Annotated in this window: 19 protein-coding genes; 14 read left to right on the plus strand and 5 right to left on the minus strand. The window is 38.6% G+C overall.

The genetic code is table 11. From position 1 onward, the window contains the following. Positions 1-108: 108 nt before the first annotated feature. From LG329_RS15300 to hemY, 4 genes are all read left to right on the plus strand, one after another. Positions 109-2,271 carry a transglycosylase domain-containing protein gene (locus LG329_RS15300; protein WP_404451683.1) on the plus strand — a complete coding sequence of 721 codons (2,163 nt, stop codon included), beginning with the start codon at positions 109-111 and terminating at the stop codon, positions 2,269-2,271. A 99-nt stretch (positions 2,272-2,370) separates the two neighbouring features. Then, complete coding sequence (gene hemE / locus LG329_RS15305) at positions 2,371-3,405, plus strand: uroporphyrinogen decarboxylase (protein ID WP_404451684.1); 1,035 nt, start codon at positions 2,371-2,373, stop codon at positions 3,403-3,405. 25 nt (positions 3,406-3,430) lie between these two features. Then, the gene (gene hemH, locus LG329_RS15310; RefSeq protein ID WP_404451685.1) at positions 3,431-4,369 is read left to right on the plus strand and encodes a ferrochelatase; all 939 of its coding nucleotides are present in this window, start codon (positions 3,431-3,433) and stop codon (positions 4,367-4,369) included. Beyond that, a complete protein-coding gene (gene hemY, locus LG329_RS15315; RefSeq protein ID WP_404451686.1) occupies positions 4,369-5,775 on the plus strand; it encodes a protoporphyrinogen oxidase in 1,407 nt (468 codons plus the stop codon). The genes hemH and hemY overlap by 1 nt, the downstream gene beginning before the upstream one ends. 263 nt (positions 5,776-6,038) lie before the next feature. Here the strand turns inward: hemY and pepF are convergent, their stop codons facing one another. The 3 genes from pepF to yhfH all read right to left on the minus strand — a co-directional run bounded on the left by pepF (position 6,039) and on the right by yhfH (position 8,543). Next, positions 6,039-7,841 carry an oligoendopeptidase F gene (pepF, locus tag LG329_RS15320; RefSeq protein ID WP_404456712.1) on the minus strand — a complete coding sequence of 601 codons (1,803 nt, stop codon included), beginning with the start codon at positions 7,839-7,841 and terminating at the stop codon, positions 6,039-6,041. A 130-nt stretch (positions 7,842-7,971) separates the two neighbouring features. After that, entirely contained in the window at positions 7,972-8,154 is a 183-nt protein-coding gene (locus LG329_RS15325; protein ID WP_404451687.1) for a hypothetical protein, read from the minus strand. 260 nt (positions 8,155-8,414) lie between these two features. Continuing rightward, positions 8,415-8,543: a protein YhfH gene (gene yhfH, locus LG329_RS15330; RefSeq protein ID WP_404451688.1), complete on the minus strand. Its 129-nt coding sequence runs from the start codon at positions 8,541-8,543 to the stop codon at positions 8,415-8,417. Positions 8,544-8,638: 95 nt separating this feature from the next. Here yhfH and LG329_RS15335 point away from each other — a divergent pair, with 95 nt between their 5' ends. The 5 genes from LG329_RS15335 (at position 8,639) to LG329_RS15355 (ending at position 13,090) form a co-directional block, all read left to right on the plus strand. Then, positions 8,639-9,379 carry an MBL fold metallo-hydrolase gene (locus LG329_RS15335; RefSeq protein ID WP_404451689.1) on the plus strand — a complete coding sequence of 247 codons (741 nt, stop codon included), beginning with the start codon at positions 8,639-8,641 and terminating at the stop codon, positions 9,377-9,379. A 69-nt stretch (positions 9,380-9,448) separates the two neighbouring features. Further along, positions 9,449-10,444, plus strand: coding sequence for a lipoate--protein ligase (locus LG329_RS15340; protein WP_404451690.1), 996 nt, complete (start codon positions 9,449-9,451; stop codon positions 10,442-10,444). A 204-nt stretch (positions 10,445-10,648) separates the two neighbouring features. Continuing rightward, positions 10,649-12,187, plus strand: a complete 1,539-nt coding sequence (locus LG329_RS15345) for a fatty acid--CoA ligase family protein (protein ID WP_404451691.1) — start codon at positions 10,649-10,651, stop codon at positions 12,185-12,187. A 130-nt stretch (positions 12,188-12,317) separates the two neighbouring features. Beyond that, a complete protein-coding gene (locus tag LG329_RS15350; RefSeq protein WP_404451692.1) occupies positions 12,318-12,461 on the plus strand; it encodes a hypothetical protein in 144 nt (47 codons plus the stop codon). A 107-nt stretch (positions 12,462-12,568) separates the two neighbouring features. Continuing rightward, positions 12,569-13,090: a competence protein ComK gene (locus tag LG329_RS15355; protein WP_404451693.1), complete on the plus strand. Its 522-nt coding sequence runs from the start codon at positions 12,569-12,571 to the stop codon at positions 13,088-13,090. Here LG329_RS15355 and LG329_RS15360 read toward each other — a convergent pair. Next, positions 13,038-13,427, minus strand: coding sequence for a hypothetical protein (locus tag LG329_RS15360; protein WP_404451694.1), 390 nt, complete (start codon positions 13,425-13,427; stop codon positions 13,038-13,040). The genes LG329_RS15355 and LG329_RS15360 overlap by 53 nt on opposite strands. A 222-nt stretch (positions 13,428-13,649) precedes the next feature. Between LG329_RS15360 and LG329_RS15365 the strand changes: the two genes are divergently transcribed. The 5 genes from LG329_RS15365 to LG329_RS15385 all read left to right on the plus strand — a co-directional run bounded on the left by LG329_RS15365 (position 13,650) and on the right by LG329_RS15385 (position 24,020). Further along, positions 13,650-14,312: a TVP38/TMEM64 family protein gene (locus LG329_RS15365; protein WP_404451695.1), complete on the plus strand. Its 663-nt coding sequence runs from the start codon at positions 13,650-13,652 to the stop codon at positions 14,310-14,312. Positions 14,313-14,408: 96 nt separating this feature from the next. Continuing rightward, entirely contained in the window at positions 14,409-14,960 is a 552-nt protein-coding gene (gene lepB / locus LG329_RS15370) for a signal peptidase I (RefSeq protein WP_404451696.1), read from the plus strand. A gap of 100 nt (positions 14,961-15,060) precedes the next feature. After that, positions 15,061-18,552, plus strand: a complete 3,492-nt coding sequence (gene addB, locus LG329_RS15375) for a helicase-exonuclease AddAB subunit AddB (protein ID WP_404451697.1) — start codon at positions 15,061-15,063, stop codon at positions 18,550-18,552. Between the two features lie 2 nt (positions 18,553-18,554). Continuing rightward, entirely contained in the window at positions 18,555-22,277 is a 3,723-nt protein-coding gene (gene addA / locus LG329_RS15380) for a helicase-exonuclease AddAB subunit AddA (protein WP_404451698.1), read from the plus strand. Between the two features lie 732 nt (positions 22,278-23,009). Then, on the plus strand, positions 23,010-24,020 hold the full coding sequence (locus LG329_RS15385; protein ID WP_404451699.1) for a C45 family autoproteolytic acyltransferase/hydolase: 1,011 nt from the start codon (positions 23,010-23,012) through the stop codon (positions 24,018-24,020). Positions 24,021-24,123: 103 nt separating this feature from the next. On the opposite strand, the gene LG329_RS15390 is transcribed toward LG329_RS15385, so the two are convergent. Further along, positions 24,124-25,590, minus strand: coding sequence for a M1 family metallopeptidase (locus LG329_RS15390; protein WP_404451700.1), 1,467 nt, complete (start codon positions 25,588-25,590; stop codon positions 24,124-24,126). Positions 25,591-25,651 lie beyond the last annotated feature (61 nt).

A 25,651-nucleotide genomic window follows, 5' to 3' on the forward strand; every position in this document is an offset into this window, starting at 1 on the left:
AATAAGGTAAATAGTATAAACAGTATTACTTTCCGATTGTTGAAAACTGTCGTATACTGTATGGTGTGATTGGTTATAACAATCATGTGCAGAGGTGAACAAGAAGTAATGGAACAGAGTGAAAAACAGAAAAAGAAACTTACCTTCAATATGAAACATATTGTTATTATTATTGCACTCATAGCATTTCTAGGAATTTCAGGGTATTTAGTAATTATCTTTGGTGGAAAACTAGTTGTAAATGAAGAAGACCTTATCTTGGATGCTACTACAACAATTGAAACAAAAGATGGCGAGGTAATTGCTGAATTATACAATGAGAATAGAACCCTCGTATCGATTGAACAGATTCCAAAGCACGTTCAAGAAGCGTTCATTGCTACTGAAGATCGTCGTTTTTATGAGCACGCTGGGGTAGACATTCAGTCAGTTGCCAGGGCGGTTTACCGTGATATTATCGCGTTTGCTAAGGTTGAAGGTGCCAGCACAATCACACAGCAATTAGCAAAGAATCTTTTTTTACACAATGATAAAACCTGGATGCGCAAAACAAAGGAAGTAATGGCTGCTATCTATTTAGAACGACAGTTTACAAAGAAACATATACTTGAAATGTACCTGAATGAAATTTATTTTGGTGTAGGTGTATATGGTGTCGAAGAGGCATCTCAATTATTTTTTTCCAAATCAGCTGAAGATTTAACGTTGACGGAAGGGGCGATGCTTGCAGGGCTTGCAAAAGCGCCGAATGGTTATTCGCCGATAAACCATCCCGAAAAAGCATTAGCTAGAAGAAACGTCGTGCTCCAAGCGATGGATAACGCTGGCAAGATTTCAACCGAAACGCGCATACAGGCACAGGGTAAAACACTTGGATTGAACTTGAACCAACAAGAACAAACTCCATGGGTGGATAGCTATGTTGATTTAGTTATGAAAGAGGCGGCGGAAGAATATGAGATTTCTGTCGATGAGTTACAGCGAGGTGGGTACCGGATCGTTGTAAGCATGGATCAAGATATCCAACGAATTGCTTACAAACAATTTAAAGATGATCAGTATTTCCCAGGCAATACGGATGGGACACAGGGTGCTTTCGTCATGATGAATCAGACAAGTGGTGATATAGTTGCCGCGATTGGAGGTCGTAATTACGAGCTTGGTAACTTAAACCGCGTGACTGTAAAACGACAACCCGGTTCGACAATAAAACCTATCGCGGTTTATGGTCCAGCAATGATGAGGGAAGAATATGGCCCATATTCCTTGATTCCTGATCAGAAAGCGAGTTACGACGGGTATACTGCCGAGAATGTACTTGGCAATTATGAAGGTACGGTATCCATTTATGAAGCCTTACGGGTTTCTAAGAACGCACCTGCAGTATGGTTACTCGATTCAATTGGGATTGATTATGCAAAATCATATCTTGAAAAAATGAATATTTCGATTGAAGATAATGGACTTGCTATTGCGCTTGGAGGTTTATCTAAGGGGATAACGCCAATTAAAATGATGGAAAGCTATCGTCCATTTATCCATGGCGGAAAGTTTATTGAGTCACACACCATTACACGCATTTACAATCGTGATAATGAAATGATAGTCGAAGGAAAACATAAAGAAATACAGGTTTTTAGTAGTCAGGTTGCATGGAACATGACCGAGATGTTAATTAATGTTGTCAAAAATGGTACTGGAGAAGCTGGTGACTACGAAAAAGCATTAGCAGGTAAAACAGGATCGACCCAACATCCTCTTGTAAAAGGTGAGTACAAAGATGCATGGTTTGTTGGATATACACCACAATATGTTAGTGCACTGTGGATGGGCTATGATCAATCTGGCAAGGATCATTTCCTAACGGATGGAAGCTCTTATCCTACCATGTTAACCAAGTCAATTTTAACGGAAGTGGACAAGCAGCAACCTTTAGCAGCAACTTTTGAACAACCAGAAAATGTAGAGGCTTTACCGGCTCCAATTGAACTTCCCAAGATTGAAAATTTAAAAGCAGGCTATACTTTTGGAGGCTTTTCATTAATGGATGGGAAATTAACATGGTCAAGCCCGGATGATGATCGTGTCGTCTATCATATTTACAAAAAGCAAAAAGGTATAGATCAACGAATTGGGGAAGTTAAAGGGAAGAATGAGTTTATTATTGATGACGTTCCACTTTTACAAACAACCCGATATTATGTTGTTCCATACAATCCGCTAACAAAGGTTGAAGGTGCGAGGTCAAATACAGTAGAATTGTCGCTGTAATCGACAAATTGATGACAATCTAAGAGGTTTGCTTACAGCCACAAAAAAAATCGGCTATAGTAGTTAGTAGAGTTTAAGCTGTCAAGAAGGGTGAAAAATATGTTAAAGCAAATGAATGATACGATAATAAAGGCCTATAATGGGGAAAAAACAGATCATGTTCCCGCATGGTTTATGCGACAAGCAGGACGTTCCCAAAAAGAGTACCGTGAAATTAAAAAAAAGTATTCCCTATTTGAAATTACCCATCAACCAGAATTATGTGCATACGTAACTCGTTTGCCAGTAGAGAATTATGGTGTCGATGCCGCAATTTTATATAAGGATATCATGTCACCATTACCTGCTCTAGGGGTGGACGTGGAAATAAAAAAGAATGTTGGACCAGTAATTCACAATCCAATTCAAACATATCAGGATGTAGAAAAACTTGGTACCATTAACCCAAAAGCGGATGTACCATATGTACTTGATACAATTCGATTACTTACAGAAGAACAATTAACTGTTCCTTTAATCGGATTTAGTGGTGCACCATTCACATTAGCGAGCTATATGATTGAAGGTGGACCTTCTAAAAATTATCATAAAACAAAAGCACTTATGTATCGTGAACCTGAAACATGGTTTGCATTAATGGATAAACTTGCAGATATGGTTATCACGTATGCAAAAGCACAGATTGATGCAGGTGCTCGGGCAATTCAGATATTTGATTCCTGGGTAGGAGCATTAAATGCTTCTGACTATCGAATTTTTATCAAACCAGCAATGCAACATATATTCCGTGAGCTACAAAAAGAAGATGTTCCATTGATTTTATTTGGCATTAATGCAAGACATTTACTAGTGGAATGGAACGACTTGCCTGTTGATGTAATTGGATTAGACTGGCGCACTTCGATTCAGGAAGCACGTCAAATGGGTGTCACAAAAGTTTTACAAGGTAATTTAGATCCTGCCATTTTACTTTCCGATTGGGACACGATTGAAGAGAGAACAAAAGCAATTCTGGACCAAGGCATGCAGGAGCAAGGATATGTATTTAATTTGGGACATGGTGTAACACCTGAAATCAAGCCCGCTACCCTAAAAAAGGTAACCGAATTAGTCCATAGCTATTCCAAACAATAAGAAACTGTTAAATGAGGTGTAAGAAATGGGAAAGAAAAAAATGGGGTTATTAGTGATGGCGTATGGCACGCCATATAAAGAAGAAGATATTGAAAGTTATTACACACATATTAGACATGGACGTCAGCCATCGCCTGAAATGTTACAGGACTTAACAGATCGTTATAAGGCTATTGGTGGAATTTCACCACTTGCAAAAATTACAAATGAGCAAGCAAAAGCATTGGAAACAAAGCTTAATGAGTTCCAGGAAAACTATGAATTCCACGTATATATTGGATTAAAACACATAGAACCATTTATTGAGGATGCTGTCCGTCAAATGGCGAAGGATGGAATAGAAGAAGCGGTGTCACTAGTATTGGCTCCACATTATTCCACATTCAGCGTGAAATCCTATAATAATCGAGCAAATGAAGAAGCTGAGAAACAAGGTAATTTAACAATTACATCAGTTGAAAGCTGGTATGATGCAACCGGATTTATCGATTACTGGGCAAATCAGATCAATGCTGTTTATGCAGAAATGTCAGCAGAAGAAAAGGACAAAGCTGTACTTGTTGTTTCCGCACATAGTTTACCAGAGAAAATTTTACAAAACGGTGACCCATATCCAGACCAACTAAAAGAAACGGCTCGATTAATTTCTGAAGCAACAGGAATTACAAATTATGAAATTGGTTGGCAAAGTGAAGGTAATACACCTGATCCATGGCTTGGACCTGATGTGCAGGATTTAACACGAGACCTGTTTGAGCAAAAAGGCTACCGATCATTTGTTTACGTACCAGTCGGATTTATCGCAGATCATTTAGAAGTTTTATATGATAATGATTATGAATGTAAAGTAGTTTGTGATGAACTGGGAGCAGCATATTATCGACCAGAAATGCCTAACGTACATCCAGATTTCATTGCTACTTTGGCAGACGTTGTGCAAAAAAGGGTAAAGCGTGATGCGTAATGGATAATACGAAGGAAATTGTAATTGTTGGCGGCGGGATAACGGGTTTATCCGCCGCCTATTATTTACAAAAAGAAATACGTGAACAAGGGTTACCATTTAAAGTGAAGCTGGTTGAAGCCAGTAGTCAATTAGGCGGCAAAATTAGCACATTGAAAAAAGATGGATTCACCATTGAACGTGGACCCGACTCGTTTTTGTCTAAAAAAACACCTGCAGTAAAACTCGCTGAAGAAGTTGGACTTGATGATCAACTTGTACGTAATGGGACTGGCCAAGCCTACATTTTAGTCAATAATAAACTACATAAGATACCGCGTGGTTCACACATGGGAATCCCAACGAAAGCGCGTCCGTTTCTATTTTCTAACCTGTTTTCATTCAAAGGGAAAATGCGGGCCGGTTTTGACTTTGTGTTACCAAAAGGTAAAAAGGTACAAGATCAGTCACTTGGAGGATTTTTTCGTCATCGGTTCGGTAATGAAGTAGTCGAAAATGTAATTGATCCACTGTTATCAGGAATTTATTCTGGCGACATTGATAATATGAGTTTAATGGCAACATATCCCAATTTTTATCGCATACAACAAGAGCATAAAAGTCTGATCAAAGGGTTGCAGAAGACTTTGCCGAAACGCTCTGGGTCTAAGAAAAAAAAGACTGGAGTGTTTTACGCTTTTCAAGACGGTTTTGAATCGTTGGTGAAGCATGTAGAAATGAAACTTGATAAGGATATGGTTGATTTAAATGTTGCGGTTGATCATGTAGAGAAAAAGGACCATGGCTATCACTTGTTATTGAGTAATGGCGAAGTTTACAAAGCAGATGCGGTTATTATGACAACACCACATTTCACACTGCCGAAAGTGTTTAGCCAATTCGACTTCTTTCAAGAATTCGCCGATGTTCCGGCTACATCTGTTGCAAATGTCGCAATGGCGTTTGATCAATCAGCAATAAAACGCGACATTGACGGAACAGGATTTGTTGTTTCCAGAAACAGTGATTACCGTATTACCGCTTGTACATGGACACATAAGAAATGGCCGCATACAACGCCAGAAGGAAGCGCCTTGCTTCGTTGTTATGTAGGACGTCCGAATGATCAGGAGGTAGTAGATCTATCTGATGAGGAAATACAAGAGATTGTATTGAATGATTTAAATAAAACGATGAATATTACAGAGGCTCCAAAGTTCAGTGTGATTACACGCTGGAAAAATGCGAGACCGCAATATACTGTGGGCCATAATGAACGAGTTGAAAAGGTTCGCGGTAAAATGGCCGATGTATTACCAGGAGTATATCTCGCGGGTAGCTCATTTGAAGGTGTCGGCGTTCCAGATTGTATTGAACAAGGTGAAAAAGCAGTTGGGTATGTGCTGGATTTTTTAAATGAAAAATAAGGAAGGTGCTCACTAGTTTGTGTGAGCACCTTTTTGGTTGCTACCAGATTGGAGGGATATCCGCCGTTCTGGACATATATCTGCCGTTTTTCAAATATAACTGCCAATTATCAAAAATAACCGCTGATTTTAAAATATAACCGCCAATTCTGAAATATAACAGCTAATCCGCGAATATAACCGCCATTACGAGGATTTATCCGCCAATCGCCAAAAATTGTGTGGCAACATGTACAATAGCACTTTCAAACTACCTCAATTCTTCACTCATATGTCATTTCCAGTTCATCAACTAACGATCCAATATAAGCAACCGCTGTTTTTATTGCATCTGGTTTTGACATATCAACACCAGCCATTTTAGCTAGGTCTTGTGGTGGCAATGTGCCTCCAGCTTTCAAAACAGATAACCATCGATCAACGGCTGGCTGGCCTTCTTCTTGAATCTTTTGTGCTACTGCAGTTGAAACAGTTAAACCTGCAGAATAAGTATACGGGTATAGTCCCATATAATAATGTGGTTGGCGCATCCACGTTAGCCCTGCGCCTTCGTCAAATACGACAGTATCACCCCAGAAGTTTTCTAATGCTTCACGCTTTTGTTTGATTAACACAGAAGCGGTTAGTGGCGTTCCTTCTTCTGCCAGCTTATACACACGGCGTTGAAATTCTCCCTCTAATAAATGGGTGACAAAGTTATGGTAATAGGTTCCAAGTAACTGAGTAATAACCCAACGTTTCATTCGTTTGTCATTTGTATTATTTTTAATGTGATCCGCTAGAAGCAATTCATTTAATGTTGACGGTGCTTCCACAAAGTAGGTAGAAGGGCGCGTGTTTACAAGAGACTGATTTTTTCCAGCTAAATAAAAATGGCCAGCATGACCAAGCTCATGCGCCAGAATAAATGCACCACGCATATTGTCTGTCCACGTAATTAAAATGTATGGGTGAACACCATATGGGCTAGAACAAAAAGCGCCAGTTGATTTCCCAACATTATCTGCTAAATCAACCCAACGATCGTTAACACCTTTTTGCATGATATCACTGTACTCATTACCCATGATTTGCAGTGCATCCAAAATAGTCGATGTTGCTTCCTCGTAAGTTGTTTCAGGGTTGAAATTTGGATCGAGTGGTGCTTTCAAGTCACAGAATCGTAATTCCTCTAAGCCAAGTTCTTTTTGTTTCAGTTTAGCAAATTTGCGCATGTGTGGTGCTAATTTTTCTTGAATAATATCTAATTGATTATGATACATATCCTCGGTAACCTGCTGTGAATGTAACAACATATCTGTAACGGAATCGTACGACCTTAGCCTGGACATCGTAACCTGTTTTGTTATTTCTGTTGCATATGTCGCTGCGTATGTATTCTTGTAGCGATTCAAACTCTTAATGAACGAATCATAAGCTTGTCTGCGAATAGTAGTATCAGCTGATAGCTCATAGCGATCTTCATAGAGTGCAGCCGACATAGGTAATTCTTCGCCGTTTTCCGTTGTTATTGAATCGAATTCCATATCAGATGATTTACTTCGTTGGTAGATCATGAACGGTGCTCCGTGCACTTCACCTAAAGTTGCAAGTGTTTCTTCTATTTCCGGTGATAAGGTGTATGGCTTTTTTTCAACGATATCATGTAGCATTTTTTTAAAGGGTTGTAGTTCCTCTTTTTCATCGAGATATTGCTGAATTGTATCCGTTGATAGCGTTAATAATTCCGATTCAATAAAAGATAGTTTTGCTCCAATTTGTGCTAATACAGATGATACCTTTGCAGCATTAGCTTGATTTTCCGGATCGGATCCATCAGCACTTGCTCGTAAGCTAGCATATGTGGCAACGTGAATGACCTTTTTTTCAAAACGTTCAAGTGCGGTTAAACAATCTACTAAAACAGTAGCACTTGATCCTAATTGTCCTTTGTATTGTGTAACATTAATAATATCGTGTTGAACTTCTTTGAGAGCAATTTCCCATTCCTCCTGTGAAACAAAGAGATCAGTTAAATTCCAAGTGTTTTTTTCAGGTACTTCATGTCGTTGCATTCTTTTTGTCATAGTCGTCATCAAATAAACCTCCCAAAATTAGTTCGGAACTCAAAATAATTATAAATCATACGCAAAAAGAATGATATGACTTTTCAGATATTTATATCAAAAAAATAAACAGCCACATGAGCTGTTATGTTCATAGTTCGCCACCACCGCCACCACGAATGTTTTCACCCATAGAGTGATGTGCCCTATGATCAGTGTTGCTTCCATTTGGCTTATACGCATCATGATTTGTATTTATACGCTTCTTTTTCCGATAATCCACAATAAATCCAAACAAAAATAAGGGGATCAAAAGTAGTAGAAACCAAATCATAGTATACCCTCCTAATTAACTTATTTTTATCTTACTAGCAATTTTCAAAAAAATAAACAGCTAACTAGGTAGCTGTTTTAGGTGGTAATGACTAATATGTTATAGTACAGGTTAGAAATAGTGCTAGGTTTGTATTGTCTAGCTACGGCTCCTAGCGACTAGCAAATAGTTAGTCCTGATGAAATGTACGTACAGTTCAACGTACTTTTCACATGCCTATCTATTTGTACGTCACTGACCAGTCGCCTTCGCTTTTCTAATTATCTCGCCGGATGATCACATTCGTCACATAAATTACCGTAGCAATCTGCTTGCTCATTCATGTCATTTCCACAATGCTGGCATTTCTTCTTCGGTAATGATCTGAAAAATTCAAGGACGTTTTTCATGTGTATCCCCCTTTAATTTAGTATTTACATTGTATTATAACAGTATGCATAAAGTCAATAGTGTGTTACAACAAATTTTAAAAAGAGGTGTTTGTATGAAATGTACAGTAATAGGTTTTTGGGGCGGGTTTCCTGCTGAGGGAGGAGCGACATCTTCCTATTTATTTGAAAAAGATAATTTTTCGCTTTTGATTGATGTAGGTAGTGGGGCTTTATCGACGGTTCAGAAGTATAAACATGTGATGGACATTGATGCTGTTGTATTATCGCATTATCATCACGATCATATTGCAGATATCGGTGTTCTTCAGTATGCATGGCTTGTTCATTCGTACATTCGCGAAGAAAAAGAAATTTTACCGATTTATGGTCATAAAGAAAATAAGGAAAAATTTGAGGCGTTGTCACATGAATGTACTGAAGGAATTGCCTATGACCCGAACAGTGAGCTTAAGGTTGGACCATTTTCCATAAGCTTTTTAAAGACCAATCACCCTGTTCCGTGTTATGGAATGCGTATTTCTGATGGGGAAGATGTCATTGTTTATACTGCAGACACTACCTATAAAGAGGAATGGATTGATTTTGCAAAAGATGCTGATCTATTAATCACGGACTGTAATTTTTATGAAAAGCAAGATGGATCAGCAGCTGGGCATATGACCAGTAAAGAAGGTGCAACTATCGCCAGCAATGCGAATGTTGGTGAACTGTTGTTAAGTCATCTCCCGCAATATGGTGATACAAATGATTTAGTTTTAGAAGCTGAGAAATATTTTTCTGGGAAGATACAACTAGCAAAAACCGGATTGGTATGGGAAAAAGATAGTATCTAACTTTTGATTGAAAGGGACTTTTCCATTACAATTAGCCGTGTAGAGAAACTAACGGGAGGTCATTTCGACATGAAATTTATCGATAATAAAGGTATTACAGATCCAAGTATTAATCTTGCGCTTGAGGAGTATGTTTTACAGAACTTTGGTGAAAATGATACATATTTATTATTTTACATTAATAGACCATCAATAATTATAGGACGAAACCAGAACTCTGTCGAAGAAATCAACACAGAGTACGTTGATAACAATGGTATAAAAGTTGTTCGTCGTCTTTCTGGTGGGGGCGCTGTGTACCATGATGAAGGAAATCTAAACTTTAGCTTTATCACAAAAGATGATGGGGAGAGCTTCCACAATTTCGCGAAGTTCACGAAACCAGTTGTTGAAGCATTAAACAAGCTAGGTGTTCCGGCGGAATTAAAAGGGAGAAATGACCTTGTTGCGGATGGCCGCAAAATTTCAGGTAACGCACAGTTCTCAACAAAAGGACGAATGTTTAGCCATGGTACATTAATGTTTGATTCAGAAATTGAACATGTTGTTTCAGCCCTGAATGTGAAGAAGGAAAAAATTGAATCGAAAGGAATTAAGTCTATTCGCAGTCGTGTAGCGAATATTTCTGAATTCCTTGAAGAAAAAGTGACAATGGATGAATTCAAGGATATCATTTTACGCTATATTTTCGATGTAGAGGATGTAAAAGATGTTCCACGTTATGAATTAACAGAACAGGATTGGGAAAATGTACATCAAATTTCCAAAGAACGATACCAGAATTGGGATTGGAACTTTGGTAAATCACCGAAATTCAACACCAAAGCATCACACAAGTTTGATTCAGGACTTGTCGACGTTCGTTTGGAAGTGAATAAGGGCATAATTGAAAACTGCAAAATCTATGGAGACTTTTTTGGAATTGGAAATGTGGCGGACGTTGAAGAAAAGCTAATTGGTGTGCGTCATGAACGAAAAGCGATAGATGAAGCACTGGAAAATGTAGATATTCCACATTATCTAGGAAAAATTTCAAAAGACGATTTTATTAACTTGATTTATTAATTCTTGAGGCTAAATGGACATACGATGTTCATTTAGCCTTTTACATTAGGATTTCAACCATCAGTATTTCCATCCACAATGTTTAAATCTACCAACTTTTAATTTTTAACACTTGAAAAGAATTTGTCTGTATTTTATAATTAATATGAATTTTAACATATAAATGAATGATTATTCATTCATGATATTTGGGGAGGCATAAAGGTGGATTTAAGTAATCAGTTAACGCACATGGCTCAAAAATCACCAAATAAACCAGCGTATGTTTTTCAAGAAAAAGCGACTACATACATGGAGTTAGAGGGAGCAGTAACAAAGTTCGCATCACGGTTACGTGAATTAGGGTACAAAAAAGGGGATCACATTGCATTAGTTGTTGGAAATAGCCCGTATTATGTAATTGGTTTATATGGGGCGTTGCGCTTAGGGGCAGTAGTAATTCCGATTAACCCGCTCTACACGGCACATGAAATGACGTATATCCTGAAAAATGGGGATGTTAAAGCAGTTATCACAATGGATGTATTAATGGAAAAGTTTGAAGCAATTGCTGAACAACTACCAGGTGTTGAGCATTATATTTCCTGTGAGTCTGGTAAGGAAGTGGCCTTTGACGAATTTTCCGTCTTGCCAAAATTGAAATCGTTTTCAAAGTTAGTAGCAGAGGGTAGTCTGGATTTTGATGCGCCACCTTTGGATGAGCAAGAGACTGCGATCATTTTGTATACGTCTGGTACAACAGGCCAGCCAAAAGGTGCTATGTTGACACATAAAAACCTTTATTCTAATGCAAAAGATGTAGCTGACTATTTGACTATTAATGGTGATGATCGGGTAATTGCAGCATTACCAATGTTCCACGTATTTTGTCTGACGGTTTCTTTGAATGCACCATTAATGAACGGTGGTACAATCCTGATTGTTCCAACCTTTTCACCACAGGAAGTATTTCGAATTGCTAAGGAACAAGACGCAACGGTGTTTGCCGGTGTACCAACTATGTACAACTATCTCCTGCAAAGTATTGCCGGAAACGAGGACAATTTTTCCGGTATACGATTGTGCATCAGTGGTGGATCATCTATGCCAGTAGCATTGTTAAAGCAGTTCGAACAGGCATTCCATGTGAAAGTGTCTGAAGGATACGGTCTTTCTGAGGCATCACCAGTCACATGCTTCAATCCATTAGATCGCCCAAGAAAGCCTGGATCAATTGGTACAAACATTTTAAACGTTGAAAATAAAGTTGTCGATGAGTTTGGCGTGGAAGTACCGGTTGGCGAAGTGGGTGAATTGATTGTTCAAGGTCCAAATGTGATGAAGGGTTATTATAAAATGCCAGAGGAAACAGCACATGCGCTTAAAGATGGCTGGCTTTACACTGGTGACATGGCACGTATGGATGATGAAGGCTATTTTTATATCGTTGATCGTAAAAAAGATATGATTATCGTAGGTGGATACAATGTTTATCCAAGAGAAGTTGAAGAGATACTTTACGCACATCCAAGTGTTTCTGAAGCTGCCGTAATCGGTACACCTAACGCTAATACTGGTGAAGCAGTTATTGGTTTTGTCGTAACACAAGATCCATCCTTAAAGGAGGATGTATTACTCGAATTCTGTAAAGGTCATTTAGCAAAATATAAAGTTCCAAAAGAAATTGAGTTCCTTGATGAATTGCCAAAAAACACGACTGGAAAAATTTTGCGAAAAAACCTTCGTCCAAACGTGAAAAATTAAAAGTAGGGAATTGGAGTCATGCAGAAAATGTTCTGCATGACTTGTTATTTCATGTAATAGTTTTTCTAATAATGATGTATGAATCACCTTTATTTACGCCAAACTAGGTAGTAAAAAGGAGGGTTCAGGTATGAAGAAAAAGAGAGAAGAAATACCAACGTTTACAATCTTAAACCCAGATTTTCACGGACCTGAAAATGTGGTAATGGATTCGGGAGTTAACCAGGAAATAGATGAAGAAGTAGTTTCCCAGGATGAAAATTATCAGGGATAAGCAAAATAAATCACGTTTTTTCAAAAAATTTGTATTCTTTTGTCTAAAAGTTTGGTAAATTAATTATAAGCTTCTTTCTTTTCGTTTTACAACGAAAGGATGACAAAATGGTTAAGAACTATTATTCTCCATCATATGAAATTACTCCATTTACAATGGCTGTTTTAGCTGACTTTGGGAAAACCGAGGAATACACTACGTGTGTTTTGGAAACGCAGGAAGAATTTTTTGTAGAGCCTTCTCCTACTAAGCTGGTTGACTTTGCGTGTAAATCCTTTGGTGCAAGTCTAAAAGGCAGACAAGAAGGAACTCGCGATATATGCAATATCACACATAAAGCACCTATCGCTATCGATCCAAGTAGCGGCATGTATTTCTTCCCCACAATTTCACCAATAAACACTAAATGCTCCTGGATAGCACATACTCACATTGATCAGCTTAAGATGACCGACAATCATTGCACTGAGATACTTTTTAAGAATGGTAAGTCCGTTACCATCGATGTTTCCTACGGCTCGATGCTGAACCAAATTCAGCGTACAGCACAATTTCGCTACCTGTTGGACAACCGAATCAAGTATTTGCGGAGACAGGGCGCTGATATGGTGGCAGAGCCTTATGCATAAGTTCCTGAAGAATGACTTCCACCTTTTTCCGGATAGCCGGATTAAAGTAATTCCGCTTTTCCTCTCGACTTTGGCAAAGAAATAGAAAAGATGAAAATGAATCATTTTTATTTAGCGTGACCACTTTTATATTTTTCTTCTGCATGGTTTGACGTAATTGTCTACGTTCATTGGTTGCTTCTGAAATCATTTTTTCTAAAAGCTGAGTATAGGGTTCTTTAATTTTAAAAGCTCCTTTTTGGACATGTTGAACATCTTGTTGAATCACAACTATTGCCATCGAAAGAAACAGAAAGCGTGATGCTACCTGTAATTCTTCCTCATTAAGATAGCGCATAAGTATATCTCCTCTCCAAAACGAACATTTGTTCTTATTTTATTATATGACAAATCCATCAAAAAATACACTATAAAATTATGGAATTTGTAAAATGAAAAGACTGAAGCTGATTTTTATTTTTCCATATGCAGAAAGATTAGTTTACTTTACAATAAAAATAGTTAAACTAGGTTATACAAGTATAAGAGTATTCGTTTTAGGATGAGGGGATCAATCTACATGCAATTTTCGGACTTTAGTATAGCGAACATTAAACTATTGGTGGAGCAAGACAGATTAGATGAATTTATTCGAGGATTATTAAGTGATTATGAAAGCCTGGGTCCATTGCCGGGTCTATTATTCCCATTTCTTGAGGCATTCTTACCCTTTCTGCCGTTAGTAGTATTTGTATTTGCGAACTCTGCAGCATATGGATTATTGGAAGGTTTCCTATTATCATGGGCAGGATCTAGTGTAGGTGCCGTATTTGTATTTTTACTTATACGTAGATTGGGAGATAAACGGATATTTAAGGCGATACGTAGAAACAAGCAAGTACAAAAGGTAACTGCTTGGCTCGAACGGCATGGATTTGGACCATTATTTCTATTATTGTGTTTTCCATTTTCACCATCAGCCATCATTAATGTAGTGGCAGGATTGTCTAAAATCAGTATTCAACAATTTGTACTAGCTGTTTTGCTGGGTAAATCGGTGATGATTTTTACGATGGCATATGTGGGTGCAAGTATAGCGTCATTTGCGCAAAATCCAACAAAGTCAATTGTTGTAGCGGCATGTATAATAGCGTTTTGGTTAATTGGAAAATATGTAGAGAAACGTATACAAAAGAAGACGCTTGAGAAAGAAGCCCGTGAGCGGGAAGAAAACGAGGGTTAAGCGTGAAACATTCCGGGTAAACTAATAAAGAAAAGCGGATGCGCATCATTACTAGCGCAGTAGCTAGATAGGATTAGAACCTTGGAGTGAAGAACTATGCAAAAAATAAATTATCGACGTTTACTACCGGTTGTATTCGTTGCGATTGTATTAGCATTGGTTTTCAAGAACTTTATATTTACAAGTTATGTAGTTGATGGAGAGTCAATGGAACCAACGCTTTATGATGGAAACTTGATGATGGTGAACAAAGTTGTCTATGATTTACAGGATGTAGATCGAATGGATGTCATTGTTTTTCATGCAAATAAAAAAGAAGATTACGTAAAGCGGGTAATTGGTTTACCTGGAGATGAAATCACATATAAAGATGACAAGTTATATATAAATGGTGAATATGTAAAAGAGGATTTTCTGGATTCGTTAAAAAAGAAAAGTAATGAGAAACCATTTACGGAAGATTTTACACTAGAGGATGTTACAGAAAAAACAACTGTACCAGAAGGGAAATTATTTGTAATGGGTGATAACAGGCCTGATAGCTTAGATAGTAGGTCATTTGGATTTATCTCTGAAGAACAGCTAGTTGGGAAGGTTGGCATTAAATATTGGCCATTAGCACAAACAGAAATGGGCTTCCGCAAATAAGTTTTCTGTACTGGTACTTCTTTTAAGTATAATAATAGCTTTGCCTTTGATAAAATAAAGGCAAAGCTATTATTTTTTCTACAAAGTCGAGGGGGTTATTATGGGGATACGTTTCATATTAGGGCGTTCGGGCACTGGTAAAAGTGGCAGGTCGCTAGATGAAATAAAGGAAAAATTGATGGATGACCCACAAGGGCCACCCATATTTTATATTGTTCCAGATCAAATGACCTTTCAACAGGAATATGAATTATTTAAACAAGAAGGAATTCATGGAAGTATCCGTGCCCAGGTAGCCAGTTTTTCACGTCTTGCATGGCGTGTCCTGCAGGAAACTGGTGGCGGTACACGCCAATTTATCAGTTCGCTTGGCATTCAAATGATGCTTCGTAAAATTATAGAGGAAAAGGAAGCGGACTGGAATATTTTTCAGAAAGCGTTGGAGAAACAAGGATTCCTTGAACAATTAGAGAAAATGATTACCGAGTTCAAGCGATACCAGGTTACTCCTGAAGTCTTACAGATGCAGATTGATCAATTGAATCAGTTCGTACATAAGGAACAGGGAGAGGAAGCGCTAAAAAAGAAACTTCAGGATTTATCCTATATATATGAAGAGCTCACTTTTGCGCTACAAGGTAAGTATGTAGATAGTGAGGATCAACTACAATTACTTGCTGAAAAAATAAAAGAAGCATCTTTTCTGGAAAATGCTGAAATTTATTTAGACGGATTCCATCGGTTCACACCAAAAGAGTTGCAAGTGTTGGAAGCATTAATGAAAAAGTGTGCGAATGTGACGATTACATTAACTGCTGATGTAGTAGAGGACAGGGAACTTTCGGAACTGGATTTATTTTATCAGACAACGGAAACCTATCAAGTTATCACGGCACTTGCAAATGAAAATTATATTGCAATCGAGGAGCCAGTAATTCTGGATCCTGCTGAAGGGAAGTTTAAGGAACGGCCTTATTTTGCACATTTGGAAAGTAACTTTGAAGTACGACCAGCACCAGTTTACAGAGGTGAAGTTCCGTTAACCATTGCAGAGGCGGTGCACCCACGCGCAGAGGTGGAAGGCGCTGCCCAGGAAATTGTACGGTTAGTTCGGGAGGAAGGCTATCGCTTCAACGATTTAGCGGTTTATATTAGACAAACCGATGTATACCATGATTTAATTGCTACCATTTTTGGTGATTATGATATCCCGGTTTTTATTGATGAAAAACGGACGATGCTGAATCATTCACTGATTGAATTTATTCGTTCAGCGCTAGAAATCGTTGATGGAAATTGGCGCTATGATGCCATTTTTCGTATGCTGAAAACTGGGTTTATTCCAGCAACTGATCAGGAATTTCCGCTAACGAATGATGCAATTGATGAATTGGAAAATTACGTATTAGAATATGGGATAAGATCTCGCGAGCGTTGGTTCGGTGAAAAAGAATGGATTTTTCAGCGTTTTCGTGGATTTGAACATGCAGCACAAACAGATAAAGAGAAAGAATTGCAAACGCGAATTAATGCCTATCGAAATCAAGTTGTCCAAGCAATTAAAGAATTTGATGAACAGATACGAACATGCGAGACAATCCGTGATCGTTGTTCGGTGGTTTTTACATGGTTAGAAGAACTTCAGGTACCGAAAAAGCTAGAAGACATGCGTACACAATTTGATGAAAATGGACAAATTGAAAAAGGCCGCGAGCAGGAACAAGTATGGAATGCAGTTATCCAATTGTTCGATGAAATGGTTGAAATAGCAGGCGAAGAGACTATCACATTACCAATATTCCGCTCCACATTGGATGCAGGTTTCGACTCATTAAAATTTGCCCATGTTCCGCCTAGTATGGATCATGTTACAGTTGGTACCATTGATCGATCTAGAATTAGCGGGATCAAATGTACATTTTTATTAGGTGTAAACGATGGGATCTGGCCGATGAAGCCACCATCTGATGGCATGATTAACGAGCAGGAACGTGAGATGTTGGCTGGACAGGGACTTCAATTGGCTGAAAGTAGTAAACGAAAGCTGCTGGATGACTGGTTTTACATGTATATAGCCTTTACATCATCAACTGATCGGCTTTGGATTAGTTATCCATTAAGCGATGAAGAAGGCAAAGCGAAAATGCCTTCCCAATTGATTAAACGGGTTGAAGATTTGTTCCCTTACTGCGTTACACATGTGTTATTGCAGGATCCGGATGAATTACTGCATGCAGAGCGATTTATCACAACGGAAACGAAAACACGTGCAGCATTAACTGCACAACTGGCACGAAATCGAAAAGGATATCCGCTAATGCCGATATGGTGGCATGTGCTCAATTGGTATATTAAAAATCATGCGAAACACAGTACGAGCTATACAACCTTACAAAGCCTGTATTACCAAAATAAACCGACAAACCTTTCCAACGATACGGTCAATGAACTATATCCAAAGCAAGTAAAAGCGAGTGTTTCGAGACTTGAAATGTATTATCGTTGTTCGTATCAGCATTTTGCAAAATATAGTCTTGGACTTGACGAACGAAAAACGTATAAATTAGACGCACCAGATATAGGAAACCTTTTCCACGAGGCACTGAAGAAGATTACCGAATGGGTACAGGCTGAAGGCAGGAATTTTGCAGAGTTGAATAAAATTGATACAGATGGCTATGCCCAAAAAGCTGTGACAAATCTGGCGCCAATCTTGCAGCATCAAATTCTGCATAGTTCGAACCGGTATAAATATATTCAACAAAAACTACAGGAAGTCATTGCACGCGCAGCATTTATCTTAAGTGAACAAGCACGGCAAAGTGATTTTTCTCCAATAGGACTGGAACTTGGATTTGGTCCAGATCAAACATTATCACCGATCACCTTACCACTTGAAAATGGTTTTGAATTAATGCTTCGGGGTCGAATTGATCGTGTGGATCAGGCATTAAATCAAGAGGATTTATTTTTACGAATCATTGACTATAAATCAAGTGCTAGAGGATTGAATTTAGTCGAAGTATATTACGGATTAGCCTTACAGATGCTGACATACTTGGATGTTGTGCTCACGCAATCAGAACAATGGTTAGGGAAGAAAGCAACCCCCGCGGGAGTACTTTATTTCCATGTCCATAACCCAATGATTTCAGGAAAACAAAAAATGCTGGACGATGAAATTGAGAAAGAAATTTTGAAAAAGTATAAAATGCAGGGACTACTGTTATCGAGCGAAGAAATTGTCAAGCTAATGGACCATTCACTAGATTCAGGTTCCAGTCAGATTGTACCAGCTGGGGTTAAAAAGAATGGTGGGTTCCACAAATATTCTAAAATCGCCGATAATGAAACGTTTGCCGGATTACAGGAGCATGTCCATCGTCTGATGGGACAAGCGGGTATCGATATGACAAACGGTGGTGTGCACTTGAATCCATATCAGCATAATCAAAAAGTGCCATGCACATTTTGCTCGTTTCGATCGGTTTGTCAATTTGATCCTATTTTAGAGGAAAATAATTATCGTAAACTACCAGATATGAAGGACGAAGACATATTAGAAAGACTTCGCAAAGGGGAGGGGAATTAATCATGGTTAATTGGACGAAAGAACAAGAACAAGCGATATATACAGCGGGTAGCGACATGCTTGTAGCGGCAGCGGCCGGTTCAGGGAAAACGGCTGTCCTTGTCGAACGCATTATCCAAAAGCTAATTAACAAAGAAAGTCCAGTTGATATCGATACCCTCCTAGTTGTGACGTTTACCAATGCAGCTGCACAGGAAATGCGAAATCGTGTAGGTTTGGCACTGGAAAAAGCCCTTGCAGATGACCCAGCCTCCAATCATTTGAAGAAACAGTTATCCTTATTACAGCGTGCGTCGATTTCGACACTCCATTCATTTTGCTTAGACGTGGTGAGGCAATACGCTTACTTATTGGATATCGACCCAGCTTTTCGAATTGCTAATGATATGGAAGTTGACTTAATCAAACAGGATGTCATTGCTGATTTATTTGAAGAATGGTATGGGAAAGAGGGAGAAGAGCAGGCACGTTTTTTTGATGTAGTTGATCGTTTTTCAAGTGACCGCAGTGATGTGGAAGTTGAGAATCTAGTGCTTGATTTATACACGTTTGCCATGCAAAATCCATGGCCAGTAAAATGGCTTGATCAATTGGCGGATGTATATGAAATTCCAGACATGTTTGAAGAAGAAGACCTGACTTGGCTGTCCATCATTAAAAGAGATGTGAAAAGTCAACTTACGGCAATTGAACTTGAAGCTAATGCAGCACTCGAACTTATCAATGATCCTGAAGGCCCATACCATTATAGTGAAGCGGTTGAGGCTGATCTTGCGATGATTCAGGAGGCGATTGCGAACAGTGACACCTGGGATCAGCTGCAAGCCTACATGGTGGGCAGTTCATTTAAGACACTGTCCAGGAAAAAAATGGAGTGTTCGGAAGAGATAAAGGACAAGGTCAAAAGTCTTCGCGATAGCTATAAGAAGCGTTGGAAAGATATGAAAGATGGCTGGTTTACTCGAAACCTTGCTAGTCATATAGATGATATGCGTGAGCTTGCTCCAGTAATTAAGCAGTTAACTGAAATTGTAAAAGAGTTCAAGGATCGTTTTGCTGAACAAAAAAAAGAAAAGGCAATCGTGGACTTTTCTGATTTAGAGCATCATTGTTTGGCACTATTAGTGGACGAGTCGTCAACTTCTGAAAACCCTGCACCTTCAAATGTGGCGCTACATTTTCAAGAGAAATTCACCGAAGTGCTGGTTGATGAGTATCAGGATACGAACTTAGTACAAGAAACAATTTTGCGGTTAATAAGTGACCGTAGTGGCAATGGAAACATGTTTATGGTTGGCGATGTGAAGCAAAGTATTTACAGATTCCGTCACGCTGAACCGTCTTTGTTTATTCAGAAATATAAGCAATTTCACGATACGGAAGATCCTGGTCAACGGATAGACTTATCAAGTAATTTTAGGAGTCGAGAACAGGTCTTAATCGGCGCGAACTATCTTTTCAAACAAATATTGGATGAAAATTTAGGCGAAATTAATTATGACGAAGATGCTGAATTGATTTATGCGAACAAATCCTATGATTCTTTTCCATATGAATCTCCTGAACCGGAGCTTTTGATAATTGACCGGGAGACAGAAGAGGATAAAGAAGAGGAAGCAGAGGATGAAAATTTTCAAGACCTTGAAAAAGCGCAACTAGAGGCACGAGCATACGCACAGAAAATTAAGGAATGGACAGGTCAAGATGGCAATAGACCTCTTCAAGTTTTTGATAAAACAACTGGTACGCAGCGTGATTTTAACTATCGCGATGTTGTAATCCTAATGCGTTCCATGACATGGACACCTACCATTGTTGATGAGCTTAAGAAACAAGGAATTCCTGTCTATGCAGAGTTATCGACTGGATATTTTGAAGCAATTGAAATTAAAATTATGCTCAGCTTTTTGAAGGTCATCGATAATCCAAGACAGGATATTCCGCTTGCTTCCGTTTTACACTCTCCGATTATTGCTTTAAATGAAGAAGAGTTAGCAAGTATCCGTTTAGCAGACAAAAAACATGGCTATTATGACGCATTAATCGCATATAGTAAGCAACATACGAACGAATTAGCAGATAAAGCAATAAAATTTCTAAACCAATTAGAGAAGTTTCGGATTGCTTCACGACAAGGAGCATTGTCTGAATTAATCTGGCAGATATACCGGGAAACGGGTTATTACGATTTTGTCGGTGGGATGCCAGGAGGAAGACAGCGTCAAGCCAATTTACGCGCCCTTTATGACCGGGCACGAGGCTATGAAACAACTTCATTTAGAGGGTTATTCCGGTTCTTAAGGTTTATTGAACGCATGGAAGAGCGCGGGGAAGACCTTGGTGCAGCGCGTGCACTGAGTGAACAAGAAGATGTTATACGGATTATGACTATTCATAAAAGTAAAGGACTAGAATTTCCTGTTGTTATTCTAGGTGGAATGGATAAACAGTTTAACATGCAGGATTTGAAGCAGCGTTATTTACTGCATAAAGATTTAGGACTCGCAAGTAAATATATTGATCCGGTGAAGCGGATTACGTATCCTACATTGTTGTACTATGCATTTCAAAAAGAGAAGCAACGAGAATTACTTGCGGAAGAAATGCGTGTTCTATATGTAGCGTTAACCCGGGCCAAGGAGAAGCTAGTCATGATTGGTAATGTGGCATCTTTTGAGAAAAAACAAAAGAAATGGGAAAAAATGCTCGATCATCGTGAATGGGTAATGCCTACACATTTTCGAATCGAAGCAAAATCATACCTCGATTGGGTAGGACCAGCATTAATACGTCACCAATCCAGCGAAGTTTTACGGGCTGAGGATGTAAATGAAGTTGCGAACAATGAAATTAAAATGGATCCATCCAAATGGGATATATCTGTCCTGCATGGTAGTGAATTAGTTAACCTTGAGGATGTTGTAACCGAAGAAGATATTAACTTAAAGGAAAACATCCAAAAGTGGGAACCATTGGAGCTTAGAAACCAAGATCTCGATGAACAAATTGATGAAAAACTTTCCTATGTGTATCCATTTACACAAGCAGCAACATCACGCGCGAAACAAACCGTGACGGAAATTAAACGTCAACGCGAGCTGAAGGATGAATACAGTGCAGATCAATTGGTACAAACATCAAGAGCGCCAATTGTAAAACGGCCGCTGTTTATGCAAAAAGGGAAGACCATTTCAGCAGCCGAAAAAGGTACTGCCATGCATACCGTAATGCAGCATATACCGTTAACAAAAGAATGGAAAGCATCAGAGGTAGAATCATTTGTTGAAAGATTGGTAGATAAAGAAATTTTAACAACAGACGAAGCAGAAATCATTGATGGAAAAGTCATCGAGGAATTTTTCAGGACCGAAATTGGAAAACGGATGCTTCAGGCATCAAATGTCCATCGGGAGGTACCTTTCAGTCTTTCATTATCAGCAAAAGAGGTATATGCCTCCTGGTCAAGTGACGTGGATGAACAAGTGCTTGTTCAGGGTGTGATTGACTGTGTAATTCCAGTTGAGGATGGTTTGATGATCCTTGACTACAAGACAGATGCGATTGAAAAAGAAGTGACAGATAAGGTTAAGGAACAGTTAACAACTAGATATAAAACACAAATGGAGCTTTATCGCCTGGCAATTGAACGAATTTGGAAGAAGCCAGTTACAACTGTTTATTTGTATTACTTTTCGAAAGAATTGTTGGTGGAGATTCCGGAATAACTAGTGACATATCTCAAGGGGGACCTCATTGTAGGTCCTCCATTATTTTATATATAGGCTGTATTCCCAAAGACATGTGCTATTGCTCCGTCCAGGATCGCTCCGGGCGGATGCTTTCCGCGGGCACGGCCTTAGCCTCCTCGAGAAAATCACAAGGCTGCTGAAAAAGTTAAATATAGTACTAAATATGTGGATCCACCATCGCATATTCGAATATACTTCGCTTTCCGCGGGCGAGTGTCAAGCCTCCTCGGACTGCCGTCCTGCGGGGTCTCGCCGATCTCTTGCTTCCCGCAGGAGTCTCCGTATATTCGAAATGCTAAGTTAAGGTGTAAAGTTAAATTTTTAAAATCCACCACTTTTTCAGTGTCCTTGCCTTTCCCCCCGCAGGAGTCGACTACCCGCAGCTCCAATCACTGAAGTTATGAGCTGACCCTAGCGAAGGAAAAACACGGAGACTCCTGCGGGAAAGCGAAGTGATTTTTCCGTAGCGGTCGAAGGGCACTGAACATGATTTTTGTTACGTCGCAGTTTAAATCAACTATGAAGATGAAAAGCAACAATGCGTACGAAAAGAGCCTATATATAAGGCTAATATCCATAATTGCACGTGGCAATTAAATTAAGACTCAGAGACTCACTTCATACATATCAATACCTAGCACAAAATGACAGGATTACATGATAAATCCTTGTTAGTATTAGGAAAATAAATTGTATAGGAATGATTTAATGGAACCAATTGAAGTGTCAGTCGAACAATACAGGGATACTGCCTATAATATTGGATGGTTACAAGGTCAGAGGATTGATAACTCACTAATTGCAAATATTTCCAAACTGGAGAGTGCTAGTTTTGATCCCGACAAAGCAAAAGAAGTTTTTATTCAATATGCACCACATTTGCTGGATGAAATTGAAGGATTAGCGGATGCGTTGGAAATTAGTTATAAGGAAGCGGCATCGTTATTCAGTGGTTATGATATTCCCAAGCTCAAAGGAATGGGTTGTTCATCAGTTGTAAACCAGGAATTTGCCGTACGAAACTATGATTTCACTCCTGAAATTTATGATCATCGGCTAGTTTTTGTTCAACCAAAAGAATGCTTTGCAAGTGTAGGGCATAGTCTTCATGTTTTGGGAAGGCATGAAGGGGTAAATGAAAAAGGGCTTTTCCTAGCTTTTCATTTTGTGAATAATGACCAAACAGCAAAAGGACTAACCGCTTCCACAATTGTAAGAATTGTTTTAGACACATGTAAAAGTACAGAAGAGGCAATAGAATTATTGAAACAGTTACCCCACTCCTGGAGTTACAACTTTTCAATCGGGGACAGCTTAGGGAGAAGGGCAATTGTGGAAATAACTCCTTTTGAAGTTAAAATTAGAAGTGGTGTTGATACTCTATTGTGTACCAATCACTTTCAGCACCAGGATATGGTGAACAAGAATAGGGTTGATCATACAAATAGTCATAAACGTATAACGCACATGGATAATAAAAATCTTGATAATTTAAGTGGTAAAGAGGTTTTTGAATGGTTTAGGAATCCTAACTCTGGCATGTTTTATAAAGATTATTATGGTTTATTCGGTACCCTACATACGTTTGCCTACCTTTTTAGTAATGACATTGTACTGACTACTCTACCTTATGGAAAAACTCTAATCATTGATTGGAAGAGCTGGCTTGAAGGTAATGATGTGAAACAACGTTCTTTGAGGGGGAACTTAGATTATTGATATGCTACAAAAACTAATAGATAAGTTAGTGTAGGGATCACCATAAAGAAATAAGAGAGCACACATTGTTTGTATGCAATGGGCACTCTCATAATTTTCTCTCTTATCTTGTATCGTCCAGGTAAACTCGATGGTCTTTAAAAAATTTTGAAAGGTCCTCACCTGAAGATTGTTCCATAATCCGTATGAAATCTGCAGTCGTTGCCACCTTGAATTTCATTTCTTCAAAATAGGCCTGCATGCCTTTATAGAAAGCATCATCTCCAAGTTTTTTCCGTAATTCATTCAGCGCTTTTGCTCCATAATCATAAATGACATCACCATACATCGCTAATCCATCATCCTCTTTATGTTTCAAAAATGTTGATGCAGGAGAGGTAAGGTGATAATATTTTTTTCCAATTGCACGTACCCACTTAAAGTTCGGTTTTTTATCATGAAGTGCGATATAACTTGCAAACGAGGCAAAGGATTCATCTAACCATGGTTCATCATATTGATTGTTACCAACTGCACCATAAAACCATTGATGGGCAATTTCGTGTTCAGTGGTATGGTAAATAGCATACTTTTCTTTTTCTTCATCAGATTTAAGACTGATCATAACAAGCTGGGGATATTCCATTCCTAAGCCTACGTTTATTGGCATTCCGATAATATCCAGCTCGGGCCAGGGATACTTGCCGAATAACTTCCCGTATAAGGATAATGAATAACGAGCAGTATCCATCATGTATTTAGCGTATTCCTTATTCTCTTCTTCGTAAAAGACATTGATTTTTATGCCGTTCTCATTAAAGGTGCTTTGATTAAAAGCTGAATTCATTACAATCGCAAAATCCCGAACATTTTTTGCCTTAAAGTGATGGATAGCTAAGCCATCTTCCATCGTTACCTTACCAAGTGATTGCCCGGTAGTTGCTATCATTTGTCCTTTGTTGGTCTTTAAAGTGACGTCAAAATCACTTGTTAAGGAATAAAAGGATTCCCCGCCCGCGAAATAAGTATCAAGATTCCAACCTTCATTATCGTAGACTGCGAGAATCGGAAACCAGTTCCCCAAAGAAACATTGGTATCGTACCAGCCAAAACGGTTCTTCATTTCCGGTATAGTGACTGTAAAATCCATTTTGATTGTTGCTTCTTCGTCAGTTTTCAGTGAAAGTCCTGAAACGTTAAGCTTGGTTTTCTTAACATCAAATTTGACAGGTTTATTGTTGAATTGGACGTTGTCTACCTGAACTCCACCACTTTTAAATTCTTTAGCATTTGGCCATAGGTTGAAGTAAATGTGCTCTAACGTTTTATCAAGATTATTGACAAAACTAACATGCATGGTTCCGCTGATTTGATGTTTCTTGTCGTCATAAGTTACATCTATTTTGTATATAGGACCAGCTGGACCATAAATAATGTTTTCTGTCTTCAGATGGGATTCCATTTGTGCAGTTTTCTCAGACTTTACTTGTTCTACTTGGTCTTTTTCAGTAGGAGATGAATTTGAATTATCTGTACATCCAGTTATTAGTATCAAGGTGAAACACAGAATCACTGTAAACCATGTTCGCATGAGAGCATTCCTTTCAATGGAGATCTATTAATTTTCTTACTGTTTATACGAACCATCAGTG

Origin of the sequence: Virgibacillus necropolis (assembly GCF_044793635.1) — a bacterium.
GTDB classification, from domain to species: domain Bacteria; phylum Bacillota; class Bacilli; order Bacillales; family Amphibacillaceae; genus Virgibacillus_F; species Virgibacillus_F necropolis_A.